The sequence below is a fragment of the Jeotgalibacillus malaysiensis genome (assembly GCF_044789845.1).
GTDB lineage: Bacteria > Bacillota > Bacilli > Bacillales > Jeotgalibacillaceae > Jeotgalibacillus > Jeotgalibacillus malaysiensis_A.
In genome coordinates, this window is the sequence record NZ_CP085252.1 from 2,312,397 (window position 1) to 2,325,449 (window position 13,053).

A 13,053-nucleotide genomic window follows, 5' to 3' on the forward strand; every position below is an offset into this window, starting at 1 on the left:
CCGCTGAATGTAATTGATTCATCGTCTCAGATATATGAATCAGTGGCCTTTGAAGTGTAGTTATTTGAATCAGACCTTTAGTTATTTGGTTCATACCGGGGATTAATTGAAACACCACGGCAGTTAATTGAACAACACATTTTTGCCGCTTACCCCGCGGCAACTAAACAGCGCCCGGCCATAAAATTGGCCGGGCGCTGTTGTTATTATTGAATCAGCAGTTCTCTCACACTTGCATATTCCAGTCCGTGTGCTTCAGCTACTGCATTGTACGTTACAAAACCATCCAGCGTATTGATCCCGCTCATCAGTGCTTCGTTATCAATACACGCCTGGCGATACCCTTTATTTGCAATCTGAATACCATATGGCACTGTCACATTTGTCAATGCAATTGTCGAGGTACGTGGTACTGCTCCCGGCATATTCGCTACAGCATAATGGACAACACCGTTCTTTGTATAAGTTGGGTTATCGTGCGTTGTAATTTTATCAGTTGTTTCGAAAATACCACCCTGATCAATCGCAATATCAACCACTACCGCTCCGGGCTTCATTGCTTTGATCATTTCTTCGCTGACCAGTTTAGGTGCTTTCGCGCCAGGGATCAGAACAGCCCCAATGACAAGATCAGATTCTGCTACACTTTCAGCGATATTTAACGGGTTTGACATTAATGTCGTTACATCTTTTCCGAAAAGGTCATCGAGCTGACGCAGTCTTTCAGGATTCAGGTCAAGGATTGTGACATCCGCTCCAAGGCCGACAGCCATTTTCGCTGCATTCGTTCCGGCTACTCCTCCGCCGATTACTGTCACTTTTCCTCTGGCTACACCTGGTACACCTGCAAGCAAAATGCCCATACCACCATGAATTTTCTCGAGGAACTGCGCGCCGATCTGTGTTGACATTCTGCCGGCTACTTCACTCATTGGTGTTAATAATGGAAGTGAACCATTAGGAAGCTGCACTGTTTCATATGCAATTGATACGACTTTGTTATCAATTAATGCTTTCGTCAGTTCCGGTTCCGGTGCAAGGTGCAGGTACGTAAACAGGATTAACCCTTCGCTGAAATATCCATACTCACTTGCAATAGGTTCTTTTACTTTCATCACCATTTCACAAGACCATGCTTCAGCAGCTGTTGGTGTGATCTGGGCACCGGCAGCTGTATAATCTTCGTTAGTAAAGCCTGAACCAAGACCCGCTCCATCCTCAACAAGGACTTCATGACCCTGATTGACAAAATGGTAAACACCAGATGGTGTAATCGCTACCCGGTTCTCATTGTTCTTTATCTCTCTTGGAATCCCGACACGCATGTTTATTCCTCCTAAATCCAGAAAATTTTAAACACCCTTTATGCAGTTCCATTTTAACAAATCGCCCAACCCTTGTCCCTACTTATTTTCCACTTCTGAATTGATTAATAATTCTCACATTTTGAAACCGTTTTCGCTATTACGCTAATGTGGTAAAATGACGGTACTTAATTGATGGGAGTTATCTCATGACTAATGCAATGAATAAAAAAAGAATTCAAATAGAAACAATCGGTCTCTCTGAAGTACCTGAATCTGAAAAGAAAACACGCTGGTTTGATTATGCCTTTATACAAATGGCCTTTTCTGTTAATACGGGAAATGTACTCGTTCCGGCACTTGCAGTAACTGCAGGTGGGCTCTCAGCCGGGGCTGCTATCGGCTCAACGCTGATCGGTGCAGTGTTAGCGTTTATACTCGTTTCAATTCTGTCACTCCCGGGTGCACGTTACGGGCTGCCTGCACAATATATGATCCGGACGATGATTGGCAGCAAGCTTTCCATGTACTTTGCTTCACCTGTAAGGTCCCTCACCTCTCTATACTGGTTTGCTGTCCAGACGATTGGCGGCTCGATTGTAGTGCAGTTTTTGCTGAATGAATTTGCAGGAATTCAAATTCCTTTATTTGTGCTTGCCCCTCTTTTTTCAGTCATTATGGGTATACTCGCTTTAATCGGTTTTGAAGCTGTTAAAAAAACGATTAAATGGTTTATCCCGTTTCTATTTCTCAGTCAGCTGCTAATGCTTTATCTGATTGTTGATCTGGTTGCTGCAGATACGACCGTATTAACTCAGGGTGAATTCTCGATCGGCACCTGTTTCTTTTACGGCAGCCTAGCCTTTATGCAATATGTTTCAGGGGTCAGTGCATCCTCTGATATGACGCGTTATGCAAAGTCACCTAAAGAAGGCTTTATCGGTGTACTGACTGGAAATATTGCAGGGTTTGCTGTTACAGCTGTACTCGGTGCTTTATTTGCTTCTGCTCTGCAATCTGTTAATCCATTTGTTTCAGCAAGCATGCTGACGGATTCCAGCGCTGCGATTGTTCTGATTGCTGCCGGCGCGATTATTTCAATGATTTCCATTAATCTCAGTAATGCTTATACCGGCGGATACAGTCTTTTAAATGCGCTGCCGTTTCTTGGACGCGTTAAAAGTGCAGTTGTGTTTGGAATTGCAGCAACTGCTCTCAGTCTGTTCCCAGGAATTGTTGAAGGAGCAGAAACGTATATTTCTCTGCTGGGAGCTGCAATTGTTCCTTTATCTGCAGTCATTATCGCTGACTATGTAATCGTTAAGAAGATGAACATTACTAAAGATCACTTATTCCGTCTGACTTCAGGAAATCATTCAGCAAATTTATCTGCGCTGGTTACTGTTTTATTATTTGTCCCTGTATACTTTTTAATTCCTGATCCATTATCACCTGGTTTAATCGTATTTATTGTCGCCTGTGCCTTTTATGCTGTTTTGCAAAAAATAGTCACTAATCGATCAGAAATTTCTCATAATTAGCAGGAATATTGACATGATTTGGTGTAATATATAAGTAAAGGAGGCGATCAAAATGACATTAAGCTATGACCACATTCTAGTTGCGGTAGACGGTTCTAAGGAAGCGGAGTGGGCTTTTAAAAAGTCAATTGATATCGCAAAAAGAAATGATGCAACGCTGAACCTGCTTCATGTTATCGACACCAGATCTTTTGCGGTTGTTGAAGCTTACGACAGAAGTGTTGCGAAGAGAGCAGAAACTTTTGCGGAAGAAATGCTGAATGATTACAAGAAAGAAGCAGAAAGCAAAGGTGTTGGTAAGGTTAATGTATTTGTAGAATACGGTTCTCCAAAAGTGCTTGTTCCTAAGGAATTTGCACATAAAGTTGAAGCAGACCTCATCATTTGTGGCGCGACTGGTCTCAATGCGATGGAGCGCTTCCTGATTGGAAGTATTTCTGAACATATTGTACGGGCAGCGAAGTGCGATGTGCTTGTTGTGCGTACTGACCAGCCTCCGGAAAAAGAAGCGAAAGACTTGGATATTTAATAATTAAAAGAGAGAACCCGCTAAAGGTTCTCTCTTTTTTGATTATGCTTTCACATGATCTTTTATAATGGCTTCAGCTTTTTTCAGCTGATTTTTCACCTGCTCAAAGCCCGTGCCGCCCTCTGATTCACGGCGTTTCACGGCCTGTGCTGGTTCAAGGACATGATAGATATCTTCTTCAATCAGAGATGAAGCGGCTGTCATTTCACTCAGCGGTAAGTCCTTCAGATAAATCCCCTGATTAATACACGTCAGTACAAGCTTTCCAACGACTTCATGCGCCTCACGGAATGGCATCCTTTTAGATGCAAGATAATCTGCAAGCTCAGTTGCATTAGAGAAATCTTCGTTAACCGCTTTTGCCAGCTGGTCTGTCTTAACTTTCATTGTATTGATCATACCTGCAAAGATTTTTAAAGATCCCATCAGCGTATGAACGGTATCAAACATACCCTCTTTATCTTCCTGCATATCTTTGTTGTATGCGAGCGGAAGGCCCTTCAGAACGGTCAGCATAGAGACCAAGTGTCCAAACACTCTTCCCGTCTTCCCTCTCACAAGCTCTGCCATATCAGGATTCTTTTTCTGTGGCATAATGCTGCTGCCTGTAGAGAAAGCATCTGCCAGTTCGATAAACTGGAACTCCTGGCTGGACCAGATGATCATTTCTTCTGAAAATCTTGAAAGGTGCATAATTGTCATCGAGGCGTTAGATAGAAATTCAACGATAAAGTCACGATCACTCACTGCATCCATACTGTTTTCGTAAATATCCGAAAAACCGAGCAGCTCTGCAGAACGTTTTCGGTTGATTGGAAAAGTTGTTCCTGCAAGTGCACCAGCTCCAAGTGGTGAAACGTCGATTCTTTTGAGTGAATCCTGAAAACGCTGAACATCTCTTTCAAGCATCCAGAAATAAGCCATCAGGTGATGAGCAAAAGAAACGGGCTGTGCGCGCTGAAGGTGTGTATACCCTGGTGCAATGGTTTCCACGTGCTGGTCAGCCTGCTTCACAATTGCCTCCTGGACAGCACGAACCAGTTCAACAATCTCAATCACTCTGTTTTTAAGATACAGATGCATATCTGTTGCGACCTGGTCATTTCTGCTTCTTCCGGTATGCAGCTTCCCTCCGACCTGACCAATTTCCTGAATCAGAAAGTGCTCAAGGTTTAAATGAATATCTTCATTCTGAACAGAATAAGGAAGATCACCATTTTGTGCTTTTTCCTTCAGAATAGAAAGACCTGAGAGGATCTGCTTCACTTCAGAAGGCTCTAAAATACCGCACTCTCCAAGCATCGTAACGTGGGCAACTGATCCTTCCAGATCTTCCATTACAAGATTCTGATCAAACCCGATGGAGGCGTTGAACTCGTCAACCCACTCCTCGGGTGATTGTGAAAAACGTCCTCCCCAAAGTTTACTCATGAAGTCGTCACACCTTTTGATTCCTTCTGTACCATAGAATGAACTTTCGTTGGAAGTCCCCATAGTTTAATGAATCCTACCGCTGCACCGTGGTCAAATTCATCATCAGAAGTATAAGTTGCAAGCTTTTCGTTATATAGTGAATTTGGTGAAGTTCTTCCTTCCACAATTGCATGTCCTTTAAACAGCTTCACTCTTGCTACACCATTTACATACTGCTGCGTTTCTTCCAAGAATGCTTTCAGTGCATCAGTCAGTGGTGAGAACCATAAACCTTCATAAATTACTTCAGTCAGCTTCTTTTCAATAACCGGTTTGAAATGGGCCATTTCTTTTACAAGCGTCAGGTCTTCAAGCTCTTTATGAGCCTTCATAAGTGTGATAGCCCCAGGGCACTCATACACTTCTCTTGACTTGATTCCTACAAGACGGTTTTCGACATGGTCAATTCTTCCAACCCCATGCTTTCCTGCAATGTCATTTAACTTCAGAATCATGTCAGACAGCTTCATCCCCTGACCATTTAATGCAACAGGAACCCCTTTTTCAAATGTAATTTCAATCGTTTCAGGTGCATTAGGTGTCGTTTCAAGAGATGCAGTCAGATCATAAGCACCTTCCGGAGGAGCAGCCCATGGATCTTCTAAAATTCCACACTCATTACTTCTGCCCCATAGATTCTGGTCAATTGAATAAGGACTGTCGAGATTGACAGGGATCGGAATATTATGCTGTTTTGCATAATCAATTTCTTCTTCTCTTGACCAGCCCCACTCACGTACCGGAGCAAGTACCTCAAGATCAGGATTCAGCCCATTAATCGCCACTTCAAAACGTACCTGATCATTTCCTTTACCTGTACAGCCATGCGCTACTGCAGAAGCACCTGCTTTCTCTGCTACTTCAACAAGCTTCTTTGCAATCAACGGTCTTGATAATGCTGAAACAAGTGGATATTTACCTTCATACATTGTATGTGCCTGAAGTGCAATTAAAGCAAAGTCCTGTGCGAATTCTTCTTTAGCATCAATGACGTAGCTGTCAACAGCACCAACTGTCAGTGCTTTCTCTTTAACAAAATCAAGGTCTTTTCCTTCGCCAACGTCTAAGCAGCACGCTACAACTGCGTACCCCTGATCTTTTAACCACTGAATCGCTACTGAAGTATCAAGTCCGCCTGAATATGCTAAAACTACTTTTTTGTTTTGTGTCATGTTAATCAACCTCTTTCGTATTTTTATAAATAACTTTGTATATTTATTCTTTATATGATGAATGTATCATAACAGTCTATTTATAAAGATGCAACACCTGTTTATGAAAAAAATAAAGATTAAATATTCTGATTTTATTAATTTCCAATCATTATTTTTTCGGTTTTGAAGGCTCGAGTGTTGATCTATCCTGAAAGAGAACGCTTACAGACGATAGTAAATTCAGCTGAAAATCATGAATTAACTCCACAAAAAAAGAACAGCTTTAACTGTTCTTATCAATCAGATAGCGATACTGGTAAAATCGCTCTGCATATTCAGTTACATTTCTCGTGAGCTGGTAATTGGCAGCTGCTCCGATCGCCATGGAAATGACCGGGTATCCTCCTGCACGTTTGTTGTTAAACATTCTGATTGCGAGTGTTTTAAACAGCTGAAGACCCGGGCCCTCCAGCCAGCGTTCGTTTGTAAGCTTATCAGTTCCATTGAAGAAATAGTCGCTTTGCACACTGCTTAATGTATTTTCAAGCTCATCCCATGCTTCTGCCTGAAATTTTCTTGGCAAAGTTGCTGCATGGAACAGCTTTAAGGCAATCGTCATTTCATAAGGTGTATGCACGTCACGCCCGTATGCAGCTGCTGTAAATTGAATGGCTCTGATGTTTATCAGCAGTAATGCAAGCAGGTCACTGATAAAGGCAGCCGCTCCACCTGAACCCGCAATACCACCCTGTAAAAATGAATAAAGTCTGTGTCTGCCGCTTTGCTGCAAAGACAGATAGTTAAGCTGGTCTATACTCAGTCTCCGGATATCTTCAATTTGTATAACTGAATCATCAAATGCTTTTGCCGTTCTCAGGATGCTTTCACGTTCGTCCTGCTGAAGCTGAAATCCCTGCATTGTACTATGTATATGAAATAAGGATGTATCTATATGGGAAAAGATGTCTTTTTTCAATTTTTCCGGGAAAAGAGAGAAAGATCGTTCAATCCATTTCGAATAAACATTTGTCAGGTCGTTACCTGATACTTCACTCAGAGATTGCTTCCATAAGCGGATTTCGTTGTATACTTCCTCGTCTCTTTCAGACCAATTCATTTAACCACCTCACCTTTCTTTCCTATATTATACTATTGTTATATTCAGGATTGCATAAGTAATTAAAAAAGCACTGCTCTCTCCTTATAAAGGAGTAAGCAGTGCTTTTGTATAATTAAAATTAAGTTAAACGAGTAACATCGCGGGCAATCATGACTTCTTCATCTGTTGGGATGACGATTACTTTAACTGGTGAGTGAGGATAGTTGATAAATGCTTCCTCACCGCGTGTCTTGTTCAGTGTAGGATCCCAGTATACGCCCATGAACTCAAGGCCTTTCAGTACTTCCGCACGGATAACATCACTGTTTTCACCAATACCGGCAGTGAAAATAATGGCATCAACACCGTTCATACGTGCTGCATATGAACCGATATATTTGTGAATACGGTTTGAGAAGACATCAAGCGCAAGACGTGCACGTTCGTTACCTTCTGCTGACTGGATCTCGATATCTCGCAGGTCACTTGAAAAACCTGATACACCAAGCATACCTGACTGCTTATTCAATACGTTCAAAACGCCTTCTGCTGTCAGGTTTGTTTTTTCCATAATAAATGGAATCAGTGCCGGGTCAATGTTACCGCTTCTCGTACCCATCGTCACACCGGCAAGCGGCGTGAAGCCCATTGATGTATCAATAGAATTGCCGCCTTCAATGGCAGCAATACTTGCACCATTACCGAGGTGACACGAGATCAGACGAAGCTGCTCAAGCGGACGGCCGAGCATTTCTGATGCACGCTGGGATACATACTTGTGTGATGTACCGTGGAAACCGTACTTACGTATACCGAAGTCTTTGTAGTAATCATATGGAAGGCTGTATAAGAATGAGCTTTCAGGCATTGTCTGGTGGAACGCTGTATCAAATACCGCAACTGCAGGTACATTCGGTAATACGTTCTGGAATGCTTTAATCCCTGTAATGTTAGCTGGATTGTGCAGTGGTGCAAGCTCAGACAGTTCTTCAAACTTAGCAATTGCTTCATCAGTAATGACGACTGAATCGCTGAATACTTCCCCGCCATGAACAACACGGTGACCTACACCGTTGATCTCATCCAGTGAGTTGATAATTCCGGCAGATGTCAGTTTATCAAGAAGCAGCTTAACTGCAACATCATGGTTCGGAATATCTGTTACTTCCTTCTGCTTTTCTCCGTTTACAGAAATCGTGAATACACTGTTATCTAATCCGATTCGTTCGATTAAACCTTTTGTGATGACTTCCTCTTCCGGCATCTCGAAAAGCTGAAACTTCAGTGAAGAGCTTCCTGCGTTAATTGCAATGACTTTTGTCATAAATTTTATTCGCTCCTTTTATATGAAAAACATAAGTATTACCTTTATACCCTGTTAAACAATTTACTATCCATGTTCATTTAATCACTCTCTTTACATGTCTTCAAGGGAAAGCTTGCTGTGGCAACGTTTTCATGTAAAAGTGTTTATTTTCAGAATACAATATTAGAAAAAGACTGAAACAATTTGTCTCAGTCTGGGTAATCGTTCCACTTCGCTTCAGGCGGACGCTTTCCACGCGGCCGGCGGTGAGCCTCCTCGGACGCTTCGCACCTGCGGGGTCTCACCTGTCCGGCTTCTCGCGTTGGAGTCGCCGCCTTACGCTCCGCTGCACTCAATTTCATTTAACACATTTTTTCATTTTCTATATTTCAAATCTGATCTTACTTGTTCTCTTTCATCCACTGCTGAATTTTTGTCATCATGTTCTGCACTGCAGGACCATTTGATAACTTCGGCATTTCTGCAAGGAGTACCTGCTTTGGCGGTTTTGTATTTTCGCCCTGTTTTTGAAGGATCAGGATGCTTTTTGCAGATTGTTCGTTTTTAAATAGTGACTGCGGCAGTTTGATGAGGCCCTGAATATGCGCTTCCTCTTTTAGAAATTCGTGAAGCTGCCCTGATAGCGGCGATTCAAATAATCCGTTTGGCACAAGGAAAAACAGGTAGCCGCTCTTCTTTACATGCTTAAGTGACTGCTCAATGAATAAGTGATGGGCATATGAATGACCTTCTTTTGCCTGGAGCTTATAGTCAGCAGCCCTTGTGTCATTCGGATAGTATCCGACAGGCAGATCACTTACGACAGCATCTGCCGGATCGATGAATAAAGGTTCAAGTGAATCCTGCGTATATAGATGGATTGGCTGTTCTGAAAGGTTTGCTCCTGTGTATGCAAGCCTGATCAGTACTTCATCAATTTCAACGCCGTGCGCCACTTCCACTTTCCCATTCAGCTGATTCATAATCGAGAGAACCAGGTTTCCTGTTCCAAGTGCCGGATCAAGCAATGTAATTTTTTCCTGACCCTGTGTGAACTTCTCAAGCAGGTATCCAATGACCATCGCGATCGAATCAGGTGTCATTTGGTGATTAGGCTGTGTGTGCTCTTTCATCCCTTTCAGAACTGCCAGCTGAAATGCTTTTCTTCTGTCATCCTGCGAGAAGGATTCAAGCTGAAGTGATGCATAACGGTCTTCAAGCTTTCTTTTAAGTTCAGGGTCCGTTTCTTCCACTGTTTCTGTAAACCAGTGTTCCCCAGATTCTGCCAGTGCTTCTAAATATGAAATTGAATGGACACGCTGGATCTCTTCAGCTGTTTCATTCAGTAATGTAAAAATGGATTCTACAGGTGATATGCTCATCATTTCGTGCCTCCTGTTTAACTTTTGACGCTTCATTTTAACATGTATATAAAAAAAAGAAAGCCATGACGGCTTTCTCACTTCTTACTCTGCTTTTTTCGCAGCTTCAATCGCTGCGTCATAGTCAGGATGATCGGTTGCTTCTTTTACATATTCAACGTAAGTTACTTTATCATTTGTATCAATCACAAACACCGCACGTGCCAGCAGACGCATTTCTTCGATTGCGACACCGTATGCCTTTCCAAATGACAGGTCGCGGTGGTCAGATAATGTAATCACGTGTTCAAGACCACTGTCTCCACACCAGCGCTTTTGTGCAAATGGAAGGTCAACAGAAATTGTCAGAACCTCTGTGTTGTTAAGCTTTGATACTTCTTCATTAAATTTACGTGTCTGTGCGTCACATACGCCAGTATCAAGTGATGGGACTACGCTGATAATTTTCACTTTTTCTGCAGAATCTTTTAGGTGAAAAGGCGACAGATCATTCGCAAGCACTGTAAATTCAGGTGCCTGATCTCCGACCTTCACTTCATCACCAAGTAGTGTTACCGGGTTATTTTTGAATGTAATAGAAGCCATGAAAATCCTCCTTCAGTATATGTATTCTCATTTATCATACTGAAAGGCGGACGCGGCAATCAACTAATATGATTCTTCCTGGCGAAAGACATCTGAAATTCTGCTGACTGCATCAGGTGCCATATCCATTAACTTCTCAAGCAAATGAGCACCTTCATTCATGTGGTGGAGTCTGATCCCATCCTTCCCAACGATTAAAAACGCAACAGGTGTGATCGAAACACCTCCACCACTCCCGCCGCCAAACGGAAGCTCCGGTGCTGCTTCATAGGAAGTCTGATAATCGCTGCCTCCTGCTGCATAACCAAAACGGACGCGGGACACTGTCATAATCGTACTGCCATCAGCCGTTTCCACCGGATCTCCGATAATTGTATTCACATCTACCATTTCCTTAAGCTGTTCCATTGCTGTTGTCATTACACCTTCAATTGGATGTTCCAATTAAGCCACTCTCCGTTCTTTTATGATTAACCATTCTTCTCATAAGAAGCATGACACCTGCTTTTATAAGGTGTGCAATCGTTACTGAAATTATGCAGTGACATACAACAGTCATTGGTGACTGGCTGAACACTGGTCTGATCATTAACCGGGGTGGGGCTGCCAGTCTGATATATATGGAGAGCTGTTGAACGATTAATGCCTGAACCATGCCAATTCCACCATTGAGCCATGCACTCAGATCAGGTCTGTTTGTTCCGACTCCGGCTGTTACATGCAGTGATTCAATAGTAAAACCTTTCGATGTCTTCTTTAGCCAGCTATTTAACCTGACTACTTTTTCTCTTATTTGTACAAGCTTTAATTTCATTTTTTGTAAATCACTTTTTGTTAATTTCTTTGGTTTGCTATTTATTTTATATTCAGGCTCAGGCGCCAGTTCAATCGGTATCATGTATCGCTTAACGCTGATACCGGCTATTTTCACGACAATCATAAACTGAATGTTTTTACCCTTCCACTCAATATCAATCAGACACTTGCATTTTAAAAATAGCAGTAGCGGCAAACAGAATAAAAAGAGCAGTTTAATCATCGCATCCACCTCAATGATAAACTGCCCTTTTCCTATTTATTTATACTTTTACAGTTTCTGCTCTGACAACCGTCCGTTCATGAATGACTGTTGTGTCAGCGAACAGATCGTGAATTGCCTGCTTTTTCGGAGTAAAAGCAGCAACCACATACAGGATCGCCAAAAAAGGCAGACCGAAAAATGTGATTGATGTGTATATATACCGGCCGGCAAGCTCTCTGATCAACACCGCAATCCATCCCGGTCGTTCGCCGTCTTTTGATATGACTCTTAATCCAAATATCATTTTTCCAAGCGACTGTCCGAAAAATTTTGTCATTAATATAAAGTAAGCAAAAAAGACGATCGCTGTTGCAATATTCACACCGCTGAACATTCCACTTCCCATTTCAAGCCCGCTCAGTCTGAATACTGGATAGATCAACAGTCCATTCAGTGCAGCAATGACTAACAGATCAAGTAAAAATGCACAGGCCCTGATCCAAAAACCGCCAAAGTGAGGCAGGAAAGCCGGTCTTTCAATCGTATTTGTTTCATTTGTCTCCATACAGCTTCCTCCTTTTAATCAGCGTATAAGTACATTGGGCGTGGTCCGCCTGTATGACTCATTACTTCTGACAGAATCTGACCTTCAAGGCCGCCAAATGTTTTTTGAACCTGCAGTGATAACAAAGAGCTCCAATCATTTGGCATTCCATAATGAATAACAGATGCATTTTCAAGTTCTAGGTCCGCTTTGATTGCACTGATGACATCTTCCTCGTAACCAAACTCGTCAATTAAATCTAGTTCAAGTGCCTGAACACCATTATAAATACGTCCGTCAGCAATATCTCTGACGCGGTCTTCAGGAAGGTCACGTCCATTTGCAATGACGTCAACAAACCCATCATAAGAGTCGTTTAGTATACTGCGTACAATTTCTAAATCTTCTTCACGCACTTCTTCTGCAGGATTGAGCATATCCTTAAATTCTCCGGAAGTGACCGTAACGAATTCCACCCCGTAATTATCAGCAAGCTCACCAAAATTAATGCTTTGAAGAATAACACCAAGTGAGCCAGTCATTGTTTCTCTGCTTGCATAAATTTTATCAGCAGGTGCTGCTACGTAGTATCCACCTGAGGTTGCCTGGGCACCCATTGAGACATAAACGGTCTTACCCGCTTCCTGAATCTCAAGAATTTTATCGTGGATCTGGGCGCTCTCTACAACACCGCCCCCTGGAGTATTCACACTGAGTACCACGCCTTTAATCGTGCCATCATCCTTCACCTGATTCAGCTGGTCCATAAAGTGAGAATGGTTATACCCGGCTGCACCTAGCAAACCGCCTGTATCACCAGTGTCCTGAATTGTCCCATTCAAATCAATGACAGCAATTCTGTCTGTTGTACTGCCTGTTTCAATCACTTCTTCAGACAAACCTGATGTTGTTTCAAAAGAAGAAAACATTTCATCAAAATTAGTTGAGAGTGCTGCAGTTGCAAAGTTAATACCGGCTGATACGACAAATAAAACACCCGCAATGCCGATTGCAATCCACCTTTTAGTATTCATTTTTCAAAAACCTCCTCGTATTCTCTCTCTTGTCTATACGTTCTACTTTTAGATATGTTTCATTTCATGATACACTTTAAT

General features: G+C 42.3%; 13 protein-coding genes. 2 read left to right on the plus strand and 11 right to left on the minus strand.

Going from position 1 to position 13,053, the window contains the following annotated elements:
- Positions 1–206 precede the first annotated feature (206 nt).
- Positions 207–1,325, minus strand: coding sequence for an alanine dehydrogenase (gene ald, locus LG330_RS12440; protein WP_404404297.1), 1,119 nt, complete (start codon positions 1,323–1,325; stop codon positions 207–209).
- Between the two features lie 188 nt (positions 1,326–1,513).
- Between ald and LG330_RS12445 the strand changes: the two genes are divergently transcribed.
- Positions 1,514–2,845 carry a purine-cytosine permease family protein gene (locus LG330_RS12445; protein WP_404404299.1) on the plus strand — a complete coding sequence of 444 codons (1,332 nt, stop codon included), beginning with the start codon at positions 1,514–1,516 and terminating at the stop codon, positions 2,843–2,845.
- A gap of 52 nt (positions 2,846–2,897) precedes the next feature.
- Complete coding sequence (locus LG330_RS12450) at positions 2,898–3,374, plus strand: universal stress protein (protein WP_134381551.1); 477 nt, start codon at positions 2,898–2,900, stop codon at positions 3,372–3,374.
- Between the two features lie 42 nt (positions 3,375–3,416).
- Here LG330_RS12450 and argH read toward each other — a convergent pair whose 3' ends face one another.
- From argH to sppA, 10 genes are all read right to left on the minus strand, one after another.
- The gene (gene argH / locus LG330_RS12455; RefSeq protein ID WP_404404301.1) at positions 3,417–4,805 is read right to left on the minus strand and encodes an argininosuccinate lyase; all 1,389 of its coding nucleotides are present in this window, start codon (positions 4,803–4,805) and stop codon (positions 3,417–3,419) included.
- Positions 4,802–6,019: an argininosuccinate synthase gene (locus tag LG330_RS12460; protein WP_404404304.1), complete on the minus strand. Its 1,218-nt coding sequence runs from the start codon at positions 6,017–6,019 to the stop codon at positions 4,802–4,804. Before LG330_RS12460 ends, argH begins: the two co-directional genes overlap by 4 nt.
- Positions 6,020–6,284: 265 nt before the next feature.
- Positions 6,285–7,118, minus strand: a complete 834-nt coding sequence (locus LG330_RS12465) for an EcsC family protein (RefSeq protein ID WP_404404306.1) — start codon at positions 7,116–7,118, stop codon at positions 6,285–6,287.
- A 121-nt stretch (positions 7,119–7,239) separates the two neighbouring features.
- Positions 7,240–8,424: an acetate kinase gene (locus LG330_RS12470; RefSeq protein ID WP_404404308.1), complete on the minus strand. Its 1,185-nt coding sequence runs from the start codon at positions 8,422–8,424 to the stop codon at positions 7,240–7,242.
- Positions 8,425–8,807: 383 nt separating this feature from the next.
- Positions 8,808–9,791, minus strand: coding sequence for a class I SAM-dependent methyltransferase (locus LG330_RS12475; RefSeq protein WP_404404310.1), 984 nt, complete (start codon positions 9,789–9,791; stop codon positions 8,808–8,810).
- 81 nt (positions 9,792–9,872) lie between these two features.
- Entirely contained in the window at positions 9,873–10,373 is a 501-nt protein-coding gene (gene tpx / locus LG330_RS12480; RefSeq protein WP_404404312.1) for a thiol peroxidase, read from the minus strand.
- 63 nt (positions 10,374–10,436) lie between these two features.
- Positions 10,437–10,793, minus strand: a complete 357-nt coding sequence (gene ytfJ, locus LG330_RS12485) for a GerW family sporulation protein (protein WP_039813668.1) — start codon at positions 10,791–10,793, stop codon at positions 10,437–10,439.
- Positions 10,794–10,800: 7 nt separating this feature from the next.
- Positions 10,801–11,412, minus strand: coding sequence for a hypothetical protein (locus tag LG330_RS12490; RefSeq protein ID WP_404404314.1), 612 nt, complete (start codon positions 11,410–11,412; stop codon positions 10,801–10,803).
- Positions 11,413–11,452: 40 nt separating this feature from the next.
- The gene (locus LG330_RS12495) at positions 11,453–11,959 is read right to left on the minus strand and encodes an RDD family protein (protein WP_404404316.1); all 507 of its coding nucleotides are present in this window, start codon (positions 11,957–11,959) and stop codon (positions 11,453–11,455) included.
- A 14-nt stretch (positions 11,960–11,973) separates the two neighbouring features.
- Entirely contained in the window at positions 11,974–12,972 is a 999-nt protein-coding gene (sppA, locus tag LG330_RS12500; protein WP_404404318.1) for a signal peptide peptidase SppA, read from the minus strand.
- Between the last annotated feature and the right edge of the window lie 81 nt (positions 12,973–13,053).